Source organism: Psychroserpens ponticola (assembly GCF_023556315.2).
In the GTDB taxonomy this organism is placed as follows: Bacteria; Bacteroidota; Bacteroidia; order Flavobacteriales; family Flavobacteriaceae; genus Psychroserpens; species Psychroserpens ponticola.
This window is the reverse complement of sequence record NZ_CP116221.1, coordinates 1,643,336-1,656,031: the sequence shown is the minus strand read 5'-3', so window position 1 is coordinate 1,656,031 and position 12,696 is coordinate 1,643,336. Positions and strand designations below refer to the sequence as shown.

Sequence of the window (12,696 nt, the reverse complement as noted above, 5' to 3'; positions counted from 1 at the left end):
TTATGACAATAGATTTAAGAAGCGATACAGTAACAAAGCCCACAAAAGGCATGTTAAATGCTATGATGTCTGCCGAAGTTGGTGACGACGTATTCAAAGAAGACCCAACTGTAAATGCTTTAGAAGAGCGTTTAGCAAACATGTTTGGAAAGGAGAAAGCTTTGTTTTTTCCATCTGGAAGTATGGCTAATCAGACTGCTATCAAATTACACACGCAACCTGGAGAGCAAGTCATTTGTGATAAATATGCACACATTTATAATTATGAAGCTGGAGGAGCAGCATTTAATAGTGGTGTATCTTGTCATTTAATTGATGGTGAAAGAGGCATGTTTAATGCTCAACAAGTGATTCAGGCTATAAATCCAGATGCCTTTTATTATAGTCAAACCAGTTTAGTAGAAGTTGAAAACACAACCAATAAAGGAGGAGGAGCTTGTTGGGATTTTGAAGAACTTAAAAAAATCAGAACCGTTTGTGATACACATGATTTAGGGTATCATTTAGATGGAGCACGATTATGGAATGCTTTGATTGCTAAAAATGAAACGCCAAAACAATACGGACAAATCTTTGATACGATTTCTGTCTGCCTAAGCAAAGGGCTTGGCTGTCCTATTGGTTCAGTGCTGATTGGTGATGAATCTATTATGAAAAAATCTATTCATTTAAGAAAAGTTTTCGGAGGTAATATGCGACAAGTTGGTTATCTGGCTGCTGCTGGATTGTATGCATTAGATCATAACATGGATAGATTAGCAGAAGATCATAAAAAAGCTAAAGATATTGGACAAGCTTTATTTGATTTATCAATTATAAAGGTTGTAGAACCTATAGAAACCAACATCGTTATTTTTGAATTGGAGTCTCATGTTGATGAAGCAGAATTTCTTCAGCAATTAACAGACAAAAACATTCATATCATAAGCATGGGAAGCAATAAACTTCGCATGGTAACGCATTTAGATTATACAGATCAAATGCATGAACGCCTTTTGGATGTGTTGAATGAATTTTAAAAAATTCATGGTTAAATTCAACAAGGTTATAAAAACCTTTCTGGACAACAGATTACTTAAACATATCCATTCCGGGAATATTTGGCATTCCAGCTTTTGCTACAGCTGCAACTTCAGTTTCATGAACTGTTGAAGCGCGTTCAATTGCTTTGTTTATCGTAAGAATTAAATAATCTTCAAGCATGTCCTTATCTTGAAGTAATTCGTCGTCTATTGCAATTGATTTTAAAGTTCTATTTGCGGTAATAGTAACTTTTAGTTTATTATCATTACTCTTTTCGTCAATTAAAACAGTATGAAGGCGTTCTTTTGTTTCTTCAACTTTTTTCTGGGCTTCTTTAAGTTTCCCCATCATATCTCCAAACATATTGTTAAGTTTTAAATTATAAGTTGCAAAATTACTAAATTGCTTGACTTTTAAAAAGAAAAATGAAGACGACTATTGAAGCTCCTATTGCAAGACAAATTCCTAAAGAATTAGAAATCCATAATGATCTTAGAATTGATAACTATTTCTGGCTAAACCAACGAGAAGATCAAAATGTGTTGGATTACCTAAATGCTGAAAACGATTATTACGAGCAAGAAACTGCTCATACTAATAGTTTTGAAAAGCAATTGTTTGAAGAAATGAAAGCAAGAATCAAGGAAGATGATTCTTCAGTTCCCTATAAATACAATGGTTATTGGTACATCGTTCGGTATGAAAAAGGTAAAGATTATCCGATTTACACACGCAAAAAAGAAAGTTTAGAAGCCAAAGAAGAGTTGATTTTTGATTGCAACGACATGGCAAAAGGTCATGGTTATTTTAGATTAGTAGGATTAAGTGTGAGTCCAGATAATACGATGATTTCTTTTGGATTGGATACTGTTGGCAGACGACAATACAATCTTCAAATTAAGAGTTTAATTACTAATGAGATATTTTCAGACGTAATAAAAAACACAACTGGCTCGTCAACTTGGGCAAATGATAATTGTACCATTTTTTACACAAAAAAAGACGAACAAACGCTTCGAGCAAATGAAATTTACAAACATAAAATAGGTGATTCTGAAGACGAAGATATTATCGTATTCACCGAAAATGATGATACTTTTGGAGTTGCTGTTTACAAATCTAAATCAAGAAAATATATCATCATTGCCTGTTATAGTACGCTCACAAATGAGTTTCATATCCTCAATGCAGATGCTCCAGATAACGAATTTAAAGTCTTTCAAAAAAGAGTTCGAGGTTTAGAGTATAGCATGTCTCATTTTGAAAACCATTTTTATGTGGTTACTAATAAAGATGAAGCAACCAACTTCAAACTTATGAAAACACCAGAAAATGCTACCAAACTTGAAAATTGGGTTGAAGTCATTCCTCATAGAAAAGATGTTTTGATTGAAGATATTGAGATATTCAAAGATTATATAGTCATTAGTGAACGAACTAATGGATTAAATGAAATAAGAATAAAACGTTGGGATAATACTGAAGATTATTATTTGCCATTTGATAATGAAACTTACACTGTAAATGTAGGAACAAACGTCGATTTTGATACTGAAATTTTAAGATATGCATATAATTCACTGACTACTCCAGCGTCTGTAATAGATTTCAATATGCGAACAAAAGCTAAAGAAATCAAAAAAGAACAGCAAGTTTTAGATCCTAAGTTTGACAAAAACAACTATACTTCTGAACGCATATGGGCAACTGCACAAGATGGCACTAAAATCCCAATGTCTGTCGTTAGAAGAAAAGACTCCAAACTTGATGGGAACACTCCAGTATTGCAATACGCTTATGGAAGTTATGGTTCTACCGTTGATCCATATTTTTCAACAATCCGATTAAGTTTGTTAGACAGAGGGTTTATTTATGTAATTGCACATGTTAGAGGAGGAGAGTATTTAGGAAGACAGTGGTATGAAGATGGAAAACTTCTTAAAAAGAAAAACACGTTTACAGATTTTATAGATTGTTCAAAACATTTAATTGCTGAAGGTTATACGTCAAAATCTCATTTATACGCAATGGGTGGAAGTGCTGGTGGTTTATTGATGGGAGTTATAATAAATGAAGCACCAGAACTCTATAACGGAGTTATTGCAGCCGTTCCTTTTGTTGACGTAGTAACAACAATGCTAGACCATACAATTCCGCTTACTACAGGAGAATATGATGAATGGGGAAACCCTAATAATAAAGACTATTACAAATATATCAAAAGTTACTCACCATATGATAATTTGAAAAAGCAAAATTATCCAAATCTATTGGTAACCACAGGTTTACACGATTCGCAAGTGCAGTATTGGGAACCTGCAAAGTGGGTTTCTAAGCTCAGAACTTATAAACAAGATACTAACAAATTATATCTTCTAACCAATATGAAAGCTGGTCATGGTGGAGCTTCCGGACGATTTGAAGCTCTAAAAGAAGATGCTCAAGAATACGCTTTTTTACTAGACTTAGAAGGAATTACTAGCTAGTTTAAAAAAAAATAGTAATTTTGCAAGGTTTTACGTTTCAATGTTAAATGATGTTGAAACTGATAAATAGCGTTTATGAAACAAGACAAACATGTATTTGATAATGTTTTACAATTAATAGGTAAAACACCACTTATCAAATTAAATAAAATGACAAAAGGCTTTGAAGGTGATTTCTTCGCAAAAGTAGAAGCTTTTAATCCAGGTCATTCATCAAAAGATAGAATAGCACTTCATATTATAGAAGAAGCAGAACGACAAGGAATTCTAACTCCAGGTGATACTATTATTGAAACAACTTCAGGTAATACAGGTTTTAGTATTGCTATGGTTAGCATCATTAAAGGTTATGAGTGTATTTTAGCTGTGAGTTCTAAATCTTCAGCAGATAAAATTGATATGCTAAAATCTATGGGAGCACAAGTGTATGTGTGTCCTGCTAATGTTAGTGCTAACGATCCGCGTTCTTATTACGAAGTTGCTAAGCGTTTACATAATGAGATTAAAGGTTCTATCTATATCAATCAGTATTTTAATCAATTAAATATTGATGCACATTATAATTCTACTGGTCCTGAAATTTGGAATCAAACTGAAGGTAAAATCACTCATTTAGTTGCTTGTAGTGGAACAGGTGGAACTATTTCTGGGATATCTAAATACTTAAAAGAACAAAATCCTGATGTTAAAATCATTGGTGTTGATGCATTTGGTTCAGTATTAAAGAAATATCATGAAACACGTGAATTTGATGATAAAGAAATTTATCCTTATCGAATTGAAGGCTTAGGTAAGAATTTAATTCCTACAGCAACAGACTTCGATTTAATTGATAAATTTATCAAAGTTACGGATGAGGAAAGTGCACATACAGCTCGAGAGATTTCTAGATCTGAAGGCTTATTTGTAGGTTATACAAGTGGAGCAGCAATGCAAGCATTAAAGCAACTTAGTGAAGATGGAGAATTTAAGAAAGGTGATAAAGTTGTTGTGATATTTCCAGATCATGGATCTCGCTATATGAGTAAGATTTATAGTGATAAATGGATGGAAGAGCAAGGTTTCTTTGATAGTAAAACAGAAGTCTCTGAAAGCATTCAGTATATAAAATAAAATTACAAAAAGTAGTGTGAAGTCCTATTGCATTTTTATGTGATAGGATTTTATGTATAAGGGCTTATAAACATTGGTCTTAAAATATTATGCAGTCATAATATAATTGATTAATTTTGTCCCGATTATATCTTAATTTTTCGCTTAAAAATGATTGAGATAAAGTCTACTAACTAATTTGACTAAATTAATAGCTTTAAATGAAGGATTTATTTGAAAAGATTTATAAAGATAAAGGACCGTTAGGAAAATGGGCTTCTCACGCAGAAGGTTATTTTGTTTTCCCTAAGTTAGAAGGTAAGATATCTAATAGAATGAAGTTTCAAGGTAAAGACGTAATTACATGGAGTATTAACGATTATCTTGGTCTTGCTAACCATCCTGAGGTTAGAAAGGTTGATGCCGAAGCTGCAGCAGAATATGGATCAGCTTACCCAATGGGAGCTCGAATGATGTCTGGTCATACAGATCTTCACGAAAAATTACAAGATGAGCTTGCTGAATTTGTAAATAAACAAGCAGCATATTTATTGAACTTTGGTTACCAAGGCATGGTATCTACAATTGATGCTTTGGTGTCAAAAGATGATATTATTGTTTATGATGTTGATGCACACGCTTGTATTATTGATGGTGTTCGTTTGCATATGGGAAAACGATTCACCTATAAGCATAATGATGTTGAAAGTCTTGAGAAAAACTTAGAAAGAGCCACTAAAATGGCTGAACATACTGGAGGAGGAATTTTAGTAATTTCTGAAGGTGTATTTGGAATGCGAGGTGAGCAAGGACGTTTGAAAGAAATAGTTGAACTTAAAAAGAAATTTAATTTCAGATTATTTGTCGATGATGCACATGGTTTTGGAACTTTAGGTAAAACTGGAGCTGGAGCTGGTGAAGAACAAGGCGTACAGGATGATATTGACGTGTATTTTGCTACGTTTGCTAAATCTATGGCAAGTACTGGTGCATTTATAGCTGCAGATCAAGAAATTATAGACTACTTAAAATATAATTTACGTTCGCAAATGTTTGCAAAGTCACTACAAATGCAACTTGTAGTTGGTGCTCGTAAGCGTTTACAAATGCTCAAAACAATGCCAGAGCTTAAAGAAAACCTTTGGACAATTGTTGATGCATTACAATCTGGATTAAAAAAACGTGGATTTGATATCGGAACTACACAAAGTTGTGTAACTCCTGTATATCTAAAAGGAAGTATTCCTGAAGCCATGGCTTTAGTTCGTGATTTACGTGAAAACTACGGGATTTTTTGTTCTATTGTTGTATATCCAGTAATACCTAAAGGATTAATTCTTTTAAGAATGATTCCTACAGCAACTCATACATTAGAAGATGTTACTGAAACTCTTGATGCTTTTGATGCTATTAGAGAACGCTTAGAAAACGGAACATATAAACGTTTATCTGCTGCAGTCATTGCTGCGATGGGTGAATAATTCATATATCATATTTAACAAAAAAATCCAATGAGAATTCATTGGATTTTTTTGTTTATTAACATATGATATACAGGTATTTAATATCTCTTACTCAAAGTGATTATTCATTAACAAAAGCAACAGAATGACAAGCAACAATTGCAGCAGTTTCAGTACGTAATCTTGTATCTCCTAATGTAACTGGAATATAATCGGACTGTATCGCTAAATCAATTTCTTTTATGCTAAAATCACCTTCAGGACCAATCAAAATTATGACATTTTGTTTGGGTTTTAATTCTTGTTTTAAGGATTTTCTATTCGATTCTTCGCAATGCGCAACATATAATAAACCATCATGTTTTTGAGCAATAAAATTTTTATAATTAATTGGGTCATTTAATATTGGCAAATAACAGTTTAATGATTGTTTCATCGCAGATAAAAGTATTTTTTCATAACGCTCTGTTTTAATAATGCGACGTTCACTATTTTCACAAAAAATAGGAGTGATACTATCTATACCTATCTCTGTAGCTTTTTCAAGAAACCATTCAAAACGATCATTCATTTTAGTTGGAGCAACAGCTAAATGCAAATTGTAGTTTCTTTTCGGCTTAATTTCGGAAGATGTAATTTTAGAAACACATTTTTTTTGATCTGCAATTATTATCTCAGATGTAAACAAAACACCTTTTCCATTAGTGATATGAAGTATATCACCAATTGACTTCCTCAAAACTTTTATGATGTGTTTACTTTCTTCTTTTGAAAATTGAATTTGATCTTTATCTTGTGATAATTCCGAATTAAAAAATAACTGCATTATTTAACAGGTTCAGTTACTTTAAGCACTTTTATTTCTTCAATAAACTTAGTGCCTTCTGTTTTAAGAATGACGTAATACCATTGCTGTTTAGGTATGTCAACAGTAAAAATATCATTTACCTCATGAGAATTATCTAATACATGAGCTTCAAAATCAGGATGTAAATCTCCTTGTGTTACCCATCCTAAATCACCACCACGTTTTGCATTAGTATCCATAGAGTAAAGCTTTGCTAAATCTTCAAAACGAAAGCCATTTCTGTATTTTGCTATAATATTATGTCTAAGTATATTAATTTCTTCCATCGACTTCTCTTTTCCATCTAAATAGATATAACTCAGTTTTTGATATGGGATTTCATTTTTGTCAACTACTTTATAGTATGTCTTTTCCATATCCGTTTTATACACTTTTTTTGAGCCTTTTGCCAAACGAAAAAGTTCATCAGCTATTTGTGTATGGTGCTTTTCTTTATTAAACGTAATTACTTTTCCTTTTAAAGATTTATTTTTTTTAACGTAAATTTTGGCTTCATCAAGGGTTTGTATCGAATCTAACTCACTTTCAAAATTGTTTTGAGAAAAACAGATAGATGTCGTTACAAAAACGAGTAGCAATAGGATGTTTTTTAGCATTGTTTGGGTTTTTAATGTTATAGCCAAATTTAAAGCGAAAGACAAACCCTTATACAGAAAATTAATGAAGTTTTTAAGAATTAATTGTTTATAACTTAAAATTAGAGCTTAATACGACCATCAACCATCGTTAATTTTCGGTCTGCCATATCTGCTAATTCTTGATTATGAGTCACAATTACGAAAGTTTGTCCAAACTCGTCTCGAAGTCTAAAAAACAGATTGTGAAGATTTTCGGCAGATTCGCTATCTAAATTCCCTGAAGGTTCATCTGCAAAAATTAGTTCAGGATCATTAATAAGTGCTCTAGCTACTGCAACACGTTGCTGTTCTCCTCCAGAAAGTTCATTTGGTTTATGATGATAACGTTCTTTGAGCCCAAGAAAATCTAAAAGCTCCATTGCTCTCTTTTCTGATTCTGCTTGATTTTTTCCATTTATAAAAGCTGGAATACATACGTTTTCTAAAGCAGTAAATTCTGGTAGTAACTGATGAAACTGAAAAACAAAACCAATATGGTCGTTTCTAAACTTTGCTAAAGACTTATCATTGAGTATAGAAACATTAGTTTCATTAATCAATAATGAATCACCTGTATTTTTATCAATCTTATCTAAAGTGCCTAAAATATGTAATAGTGTTGTTTTCCCTGCTCCAGAAGCACCAACGATGGAAACAATTTCACCTTTTTTAATTTCAAGATTTACACCTTTTAATACGTGTAAATCTCCATAGTATTTATGTATGTTTTGAGCTTTAATCATTGAAACAAAATGTGCTTCGAAAATACTACATTAAAATGAATAATGATAATTATAGAAGCTGTGAATTTTGTTTCATATTTGCAGACAGTCTACTTAATTTCTCAATGTTCTTATTTTTCTTTTTAAAGATGCTTCGAATGCCTCCAAAATCAATAAAATACTGTAATCGAATAGACAAAATATGTTGCATATCTTGATTCAACAAAGTATCTAAACTATTAAAGAAATCTTCGTCTGCCATTGAATTAGAATTGAATAACTGATTTCTGTATAATACGGTTAAAAAGCTACCTGGAGCAAATTGGCACGAATAACTTAAATCAACATTCCACGTACTAAAATTAACATCAGAAGAATCTAAAGCAAGTTCATCAAAAGTATCTGTTGACTTTGTTAAACGACCATTTTCTTGTAAAAAGTATGGGTTATCTTCATAATTCACAGTGGTCCAATAATTTCTAAATGTTAGATTTAAAGAGTTAAACGGATTAAAATTATAACCAGCAGAAACACTATTAACAATGGTTTTTTGATCTCGTTGTCCAAATATAATTTCATCGTCTAAATCATTCGAATCATTTGCATAACCTCTATCTTTTAATTCATTTTCAAAATAGAAGTTGTAGGATATTAAAAACTTATCACTTAACTGTATTCTGGGAGTGAATCCAAACCATAATTGAGAATTATCACGTCCATCTTCAAATAAGAGCGCTCCACCAATATTGGTGTCTAAAGCAAAAGTGTTATTATAATTTGTTGAAATCCATACATTAGCATTTACACGATCTTCATAAATAAAAAAGCGTTTGTTTTCAAAATCACGAGGTTCAAAATAGTCAAATTGTTTACCCATTTGATAATTGATATTTCCCCCAAAATCCATTAGTTCTTTTTTTGTTTTCCCATAGATACTAACACCAGCATTTTGAGCTGTAAATGTACTAGGTTTGTATAATCGATTGTAATTGTACCAAGCATTAATACTGAAATTATTCAATTTTTCTGTAGGTTCAAAAATTCGATACGAAACATCAACACCAAAACTATTAAAATTGTTTCTATAGTTGAGTCCTAAATCATTAATGTCATAATTTTCATTTGCGAAACTATGATCAAAACTGTATCTAAATTTACCATGAGCTTTTCGAATATATAAGAATGAACTTAACCCAGTTTCTATACCAGTATCTAAATTGCGATTACTCATTTTTAAATCACCTTGTATATTATAAGTATTGCGTTTATTAAAAATATTTGCAACTAATGCAGTTACATTTGCATCTCTAAAATGACCTTCTCGTGTTACATTAGTATTGACAACTGCAAGAGACGAGTTTCCATTAAATTGCTGATCCAATACAAGAATGTTATAGTTGCTAAAAGGTTCAACAGTTTCTTTTCTATACGTTCCTGTTTCTGTATTATGAATTTTAACATCCGTTTTTTGAGTAATGGCATTAAAAAAGCCAATACCCAATCCTTTTTTAGTTCGCCCAGAAATTTTTAATGCATTTAACACTTTAACTTCAGGATCTTCAGTTATTTCTTCATTCTCGTCTAAATCAACATCGCGAGAAGGACGACCACCAACGCGTCTTGAGAAAAACAAATTCCCTTTACTAAAAAGGTCAACGCCTTCAGTAAAAAACTGACGTTGATCACTAAATGTTTGCTCAAAAGGCCCAAGGTTAAGACTCAAATTATCAAAACCAGTTTGACTAAAGTCTGGAATTAGCGTTGCGTCTAATGTCATATTTTCCGTAATTCCATATTTAACATCCATCCCTAGATTAAAATCTGGTTTGTCCATATTATTAAAAACTGTTGAAGCAAATGGATACAAATTTAATCTTACAGGAGGCTCAATATCTTTAAAACCATTTAATTCACCATGATACAAACCAGAATTACCTTTAGTATTGTCAATTGGATTCCAGGTGTATTGTGAATTATCACGTTTAATTCGTCTGTGAAATTGTAATCCCCAAGTTTCTATATCTGGAGAAAAACGTAAAGCACGATAAGGAATTTTCATTTCAACAACCCATCCATCATCATTAATTTGAACAGCACTATCCCAAACTGCATTCCATCCAAAGTCTTCACCATTGCTTGGATTGGCTACAGCATCAGCTTGAGTTCCTGATGGAAATACAAAAAATTCGGTATCATTTTGAGCATCATTATTCGGATTTAATACAACTAAGAAAAAATCGGCTTGCCCAAAATTATCTCGGCTTGCAAATTGTTTTAAAATTAATTCTGGATTATCATACATGTAAGCGGCAACATAAATACCTGTATCATCATATGCCATCTTAACAACAGTCTTAATATCTTCAGTAGCAGTTTTCCCCATGTCTGGTCTAAATTGCGTAAAATCTGTTGCTATATCTGCATTTTGCCATATAGTATCATCTAAAATACCATCTATTTTTGGAGATAGAGATGTTCGTTCTATTTGTAGTTGTTTCTTATTTAAAAAGTCTTGAATGCTATCTATCACTTGAGCATAAGCGGAAATACTCGATAACAGAAATATGATGAATATTAAACGAAAATTCATTTTCATTTGATTGATTGTTAGTGACTACTACAAACAAAGACATCATTTTCTTAGAATTGTTACAGTTGTCTTTAACAAATCTAATAATGCATGATGTTCAATTGTCATAAGCAAACGTTAAAAACGATGGTTTTGTGTTAATCTTTTGATAAGGTTAGTTGTTGTTTCGAGTAATAATTTTTACTTACTTTTATTGAAATTTAATATATAATACAATGCCATATAACAAATTTGAAGAATATAATATTCAAGTAACCGATGATGTAAAAGCGCGTTATAAAAGTATAATTGAGGATTTAGGTGAAGACACGAATCGTGACGGACTCATAAAAACTCCTGAAAGAGCATCTAAAGCGATGCAGTTTTTGACTCAAGGTTATAATCAGGATGCTGCAGAAATTTTGAAAAGCGCCATGTTTAAAGAGTCTTATAATGAAATGGTAATTGTAAAAGATATTGAATTGTATTCGCTTTGTGAGCATCATATTTTGCCTTTTTTCGGAAAAGCACATATTGCATACATCCCAAATGGACATATTGTTGGCTTGAGTAAAATACCAAGAATTGTTGATGTATTTGCTAGACGACTTCAAGTGCAAGAGCGTTTAACTGAACAAATTTTAGAATGCATCAATAACACATTAAAACCTGAAGGCGTTGCTGTTGTCATTGAAGCATCTCACATGTGTATGATGATGCGAGGTGTTCAAAAACAAAATTCTACAACAACAACCTCTGGATTTAGAGGTGCTTTTAAAAATATTGAAACAAGAACAGAGTTTCTAAAACTGATTAGTGAAAATTTGTCGTAGACATTGTTTTGGAATGCTATTTGCTTATCATTAAGTAAATTACAATTTATATGAATTTACAAAACCTGTCTAAAAACAAAAAGCTCCTCGTAGGATTACTATTTGATGCTTTTGGCTATATCTCTTTTATTTTTCCACCTTTTGATTTTGTTTGGGCTCCAGCTTCTGCTTGGTTAATGACAAAATTATATCAAGGAAAAAAAGGTAAAATAGCAGCTGCAATTTCGTTTGCTGAAGAGGCATTGCCTTTTTTAGATGTGATACCAACATTTACTTTAATGTGGCTTTATACGTTTGTATTTTCTACGAAAAAGAAAGAAGGTCAGATTATCGATATCGATTAAATAAAAAAGGCTACTAAACATATAGTAGCCTTTTTTTATGGTATTTATATTTATTATTGAATTTCTACATCTGTAAATGAAATGTTTATATCAGTAGAACCACCTGTTTGTGTTCCTAATTCATTATCATCATTAACAGATTCAGATTCATGGAACAATTGGATTGTAATATCTCCTGTACCAGCAGCATTGGCTGTCCAAGTAGTTTCATAACCAAGTTTATTACCATCTGCTCTAACAACATCATTTGCAGATCTTGCAAAAGTCATATCTAAGCCGTTAATTGCATAAATGAAGAAATGCTCATCTGGCTCTTCATCTGTAATTTCTACAGTAATATCTTCATCTTCAATAGAATTATAGACATCTAGTGTAGCTGTATATGTTGCACCAACAGAAAAATCACCTGTAACAGTTTTATTTGGAACTAATGGACCATCATCACCATCAGCATCAACGCTTTTTAATTCTACTATATCAGTAGCATCTGCATCATTTACAAAAGTTAATGTAACATCTGTTATGACTTCTTCTTCGTTGGGTTCACCAATGTTACCATCATCATCTGAACATGATACCAAAACGGTAAGACATAAAATAGCTGTTAAAAAATATTTAGTTGTTTTCATAAAATTTAAATAATTGATTTTCACTGTTTTAAAGTTTAATTTATTTGTAT

At 31.8% G+C, this 12,696-nt stretch carries 12 protein-coding genes; 6 read left to right on the top strand and 6 right to left on the bottom strand.

Going from position 1 to position 12,696, the window contains the following annotated elements; genetic code table 11:
* Positions 1-2 precede the first annotated feature (2 nt).
* On the top strand, positions 3-1,019 hold the full coding sequence (locus MUN68_RS07330; protein WP_249994495.1) for a threonine aldolase family protein: 1,017 nt from the start codon (positions 3-5) through the stop codon (positions 1,017-1,019).
* Between the two features lie 52 nt (positions 1,020-1,071).
* Here the strand turns inward: MUN68_RS07330 and MUN68_RS07325 are convergent, their stop codons facing one another.
* A complete protein-coding gene (locus tag MUN68_RS07325) occupies positions 1,072-1,386 on the bottom strand; it encodes a YbaB/EbfC family nucleoid-associated protein (protein WP_249994493.1) in 315 nt (104 codons plus the stop codon).
* A gap of 62 nt (positions 1,387-1,448) precedes the next feature.
* Here MUN68_RS07325 and MUN68_RS07320 point away from each other — a divergent pair, with 62 nt between their 5' ends.
* The 3 genes from MUN68_RS07320 (at position 1,449) to MUN68_RS07310 (ending at position 6,082) form a co-directional block, all read left to right on the top strand.
* Positions 1,449-3,509 (top strand): S9 family peptidase, encoded by a 2,061-nt coding sequence (locus MUN68_RS07320; RefSeq protein WP_249994491.1) that lies wholly within the window; start codon positions 1,449-1,451, stop codon positions 3,507-3,509.
* 75 nt (positions 3,510-3,584) lie between these two features.
* Entirely contained in the window at positions 3,585-4,622 is a 1,038-nt protein-coding gene (locus MUN68_RS07315) for a PLP-dependent cysteine synthase family protein (RefSeq protein ID WP_249994489.1), read from the top strand.
* A gap of 200 nt (positions 4,623-4,822) precedes the next feature.
* Positions 4,823-6,082: an aminotransferase class I/II-fold pyridoxal phosphate-dependent enzyme gene (locus tag MUN68_RS07310; protein ID WP_249994487.1), complete on the top strand. Its 1,260-nt coding sequence runs from the start codon at positions 4,823-4,825 to the stop codon at positions 6,080-6,082.
* A gap of 103 nt (positions 6,083-6,185) precedes the next feature.
* Here MUN68_RS07310 and MUN68_RS07305 read toward each other — a convergent pair whose 3' ends face one another.
* The 4 genes from MUN68_RS07305 to MUN68_RS07290 form a co-directional block, all read right to left on the bottom strand.
* Positions 6,186-6,890 (bottom strand): 16S rRNA (uracil(1498)-N(3))-methyltransferase, encoded by a 705-nt coding sequence (locus MUN68_RS07305; RefSeq protein WP_249994485.1) that lies wholly within the window; start codon positions 6,888-6,890, stop codon positions 6,186-6,188.
* Positions 6,890-7,528 (bottom strand): peptidylprolyl isomerase, encoded by a 639-nt coding sequence (locus MUN68_RS07300; protein WP_249994474.1) that lies wholly within the window; start codon positions 7,526-7,528, stop codon positions 6,890-6,892. Before MUN68_RS07300 ends, MUN68_RS07305 begins: the two co-directional genes overlap by 1 nt.
* 101 nt (positions 7,529-7,629) lie before the next feature.
* On the bottom strand, positions 7,630-8,292 hold the full coding sequence (locus MUN68_RS07295) for an ABC transporter ATP-binding protein (protein WP_249994472.1): 663 nt from the start codon (positions 8,290-8,292) through the stop codon (positions 7,630-7,632).
* 49 nt (positions 8,293-8,341) lie between these two features.
* The gene (locus tag MUN68_RS07290; RefSeq protein ID WP_249994471.1) at positions 8,342-10,861 is read right to left on the bottom strand and encodes a DUF5916 domain-containing protein; all 2,520 of its coding nucleotides are present in this window, start codon (positions 10,859-10,861) and stop codon (positions 8,342-8,344) included.
* Positions 10,862-11,076: 215 nt separating this feature from the next.
* Between MUN68_RS07290 and folE the strand changes: the two genes are divergently transcribed.
* Both folE and MUN68_RS07280 read left to right on the top strand, forming a co-directional pair.
* The gene (gene folE / locus MUN68_RS07285; protein ID WP_249994469.1) at positions 11,077-11,673 is read left to right on the top strand and encodes a GTP cyclohydrolase I FolE; all 597 of its coding nucleotides are present in this window, start codon (positions 11,077-11,079) and stop codon (positions 11,671-11,673) included.
* A gap of 50 nt (positions 11,674-11,723) precedes the next feature.
* Complete coding sequence (locus MUN68_RS07280; RefSeq protein ID WP_249994466.1) at positions 11,724-12,017, top strand: hypothetical protein; 294 nt, start codon at positions 11,724-11,726, stop codon at positions 12,015-12,017.
* A gap of 53 nt (positions 12,018-12,070) precedes the next feature.
* On the opposite strand, the gene MUN68_RS07275 is transcribed toward MUN68_RS07280, so the two are convergent.
* Positions 12,071-12,646 carry a type 1 periplasmic binding fold superfamily protein gene (locus tag MUN68_RS07275; protein ID WP_249994463.1) on the bottom strand — a complete coding sequence of 192 codons (576 nt, stop codon included), beginning with the start codon at positions 12,644-12,646 and terminating at the stop codon, positions 12,071-12,073.
* Positions 12,647-12,696 lie beyond the last annotated feature (50 nt).

Bases quoted from the DNA above. Each gene is read 5' to 3' on its own strand.
- MUN68_RS07310 (WP_249994487.1), top strand. From the start codon at position 4,823: ATGAAGGATTTATTTGAAAAGATTTATAAAGATAAAGGACCGTTAGGA.
- MUN68_RS07275 (WP_249994463.1), bottom strand. From the start codon at position 12,646: ATGAAAACAACTAAATATTTTTTAACAGCTATTTTATGTCTTACCGTT.
- MUN68_RS07330 (WP_249994495.1), top strand. From the start codon at position 3: ATGACAATAGATTTAAGAAGCGATACAGTAACAAAGCCCACAAAAGGC.
- MUN68_RS07305 (WP_249994485.1), bottom strand. From the start codon at position 6,890: ATGCAGTTATTTTTTAATTCGGAATTATCACAAGATAAAGATCAAATT.
- MUN68_RS07290 (WP_249994471.1), bottom strand. From the start codon at position 10,861: ATGAATTTTCGTTTAATATTCATCATATTTCTGTTATCGAGTATTTCC.
- MUN68_RS07315 (WP_249994489.1), top strand. From the start codon at position 3,585: ATGAAACAAGACAAACATGTATTTGATAATGTTTTACAATTAATAGGT.
- MUN68_RS07300 (WP_249994474.1), bottom strand. From the start codon at position 7,528: ATGCTAAAAAACATCCTATTGCTACTCGTTTTTGTAACGACATCTATC.
- folE (WP_249994469.1), top strand. From the start codon at position 11,077: ATGCCATATAACAAATTTGAAGAATATAATATTCAAGTAACCGATGAT.
- MUN68_RS07325 (WP_249994493.1), bottom strand. From the start codon at position 1,386: ATGTTTGGAGATATGATGGGGAAACTTAAAGAAGCCCAGAAAAAAGTT.
- MUN68_RS07295 (WP_249994472.1), bottom strand. From the start codon at position 8,292: ATGATTAAAGCTCAAAACATACATAAATACTATGGAGATTTACACGTA.
- MUN68_RS07280 (WP_249994466.1), top strand. From the start codon at position 11,724: ATGAATTTACAAAACCTGTCTAAAAACAAAAAGCTCCTCGTAGGATTA.
- MUN68_RS07320 (WP_249994491.1), top strand. From the start codon at position 1,449: ATGAAGACGACTATTGAAGCTCCTATTGCAAGACAAATTCCTAAAGAA.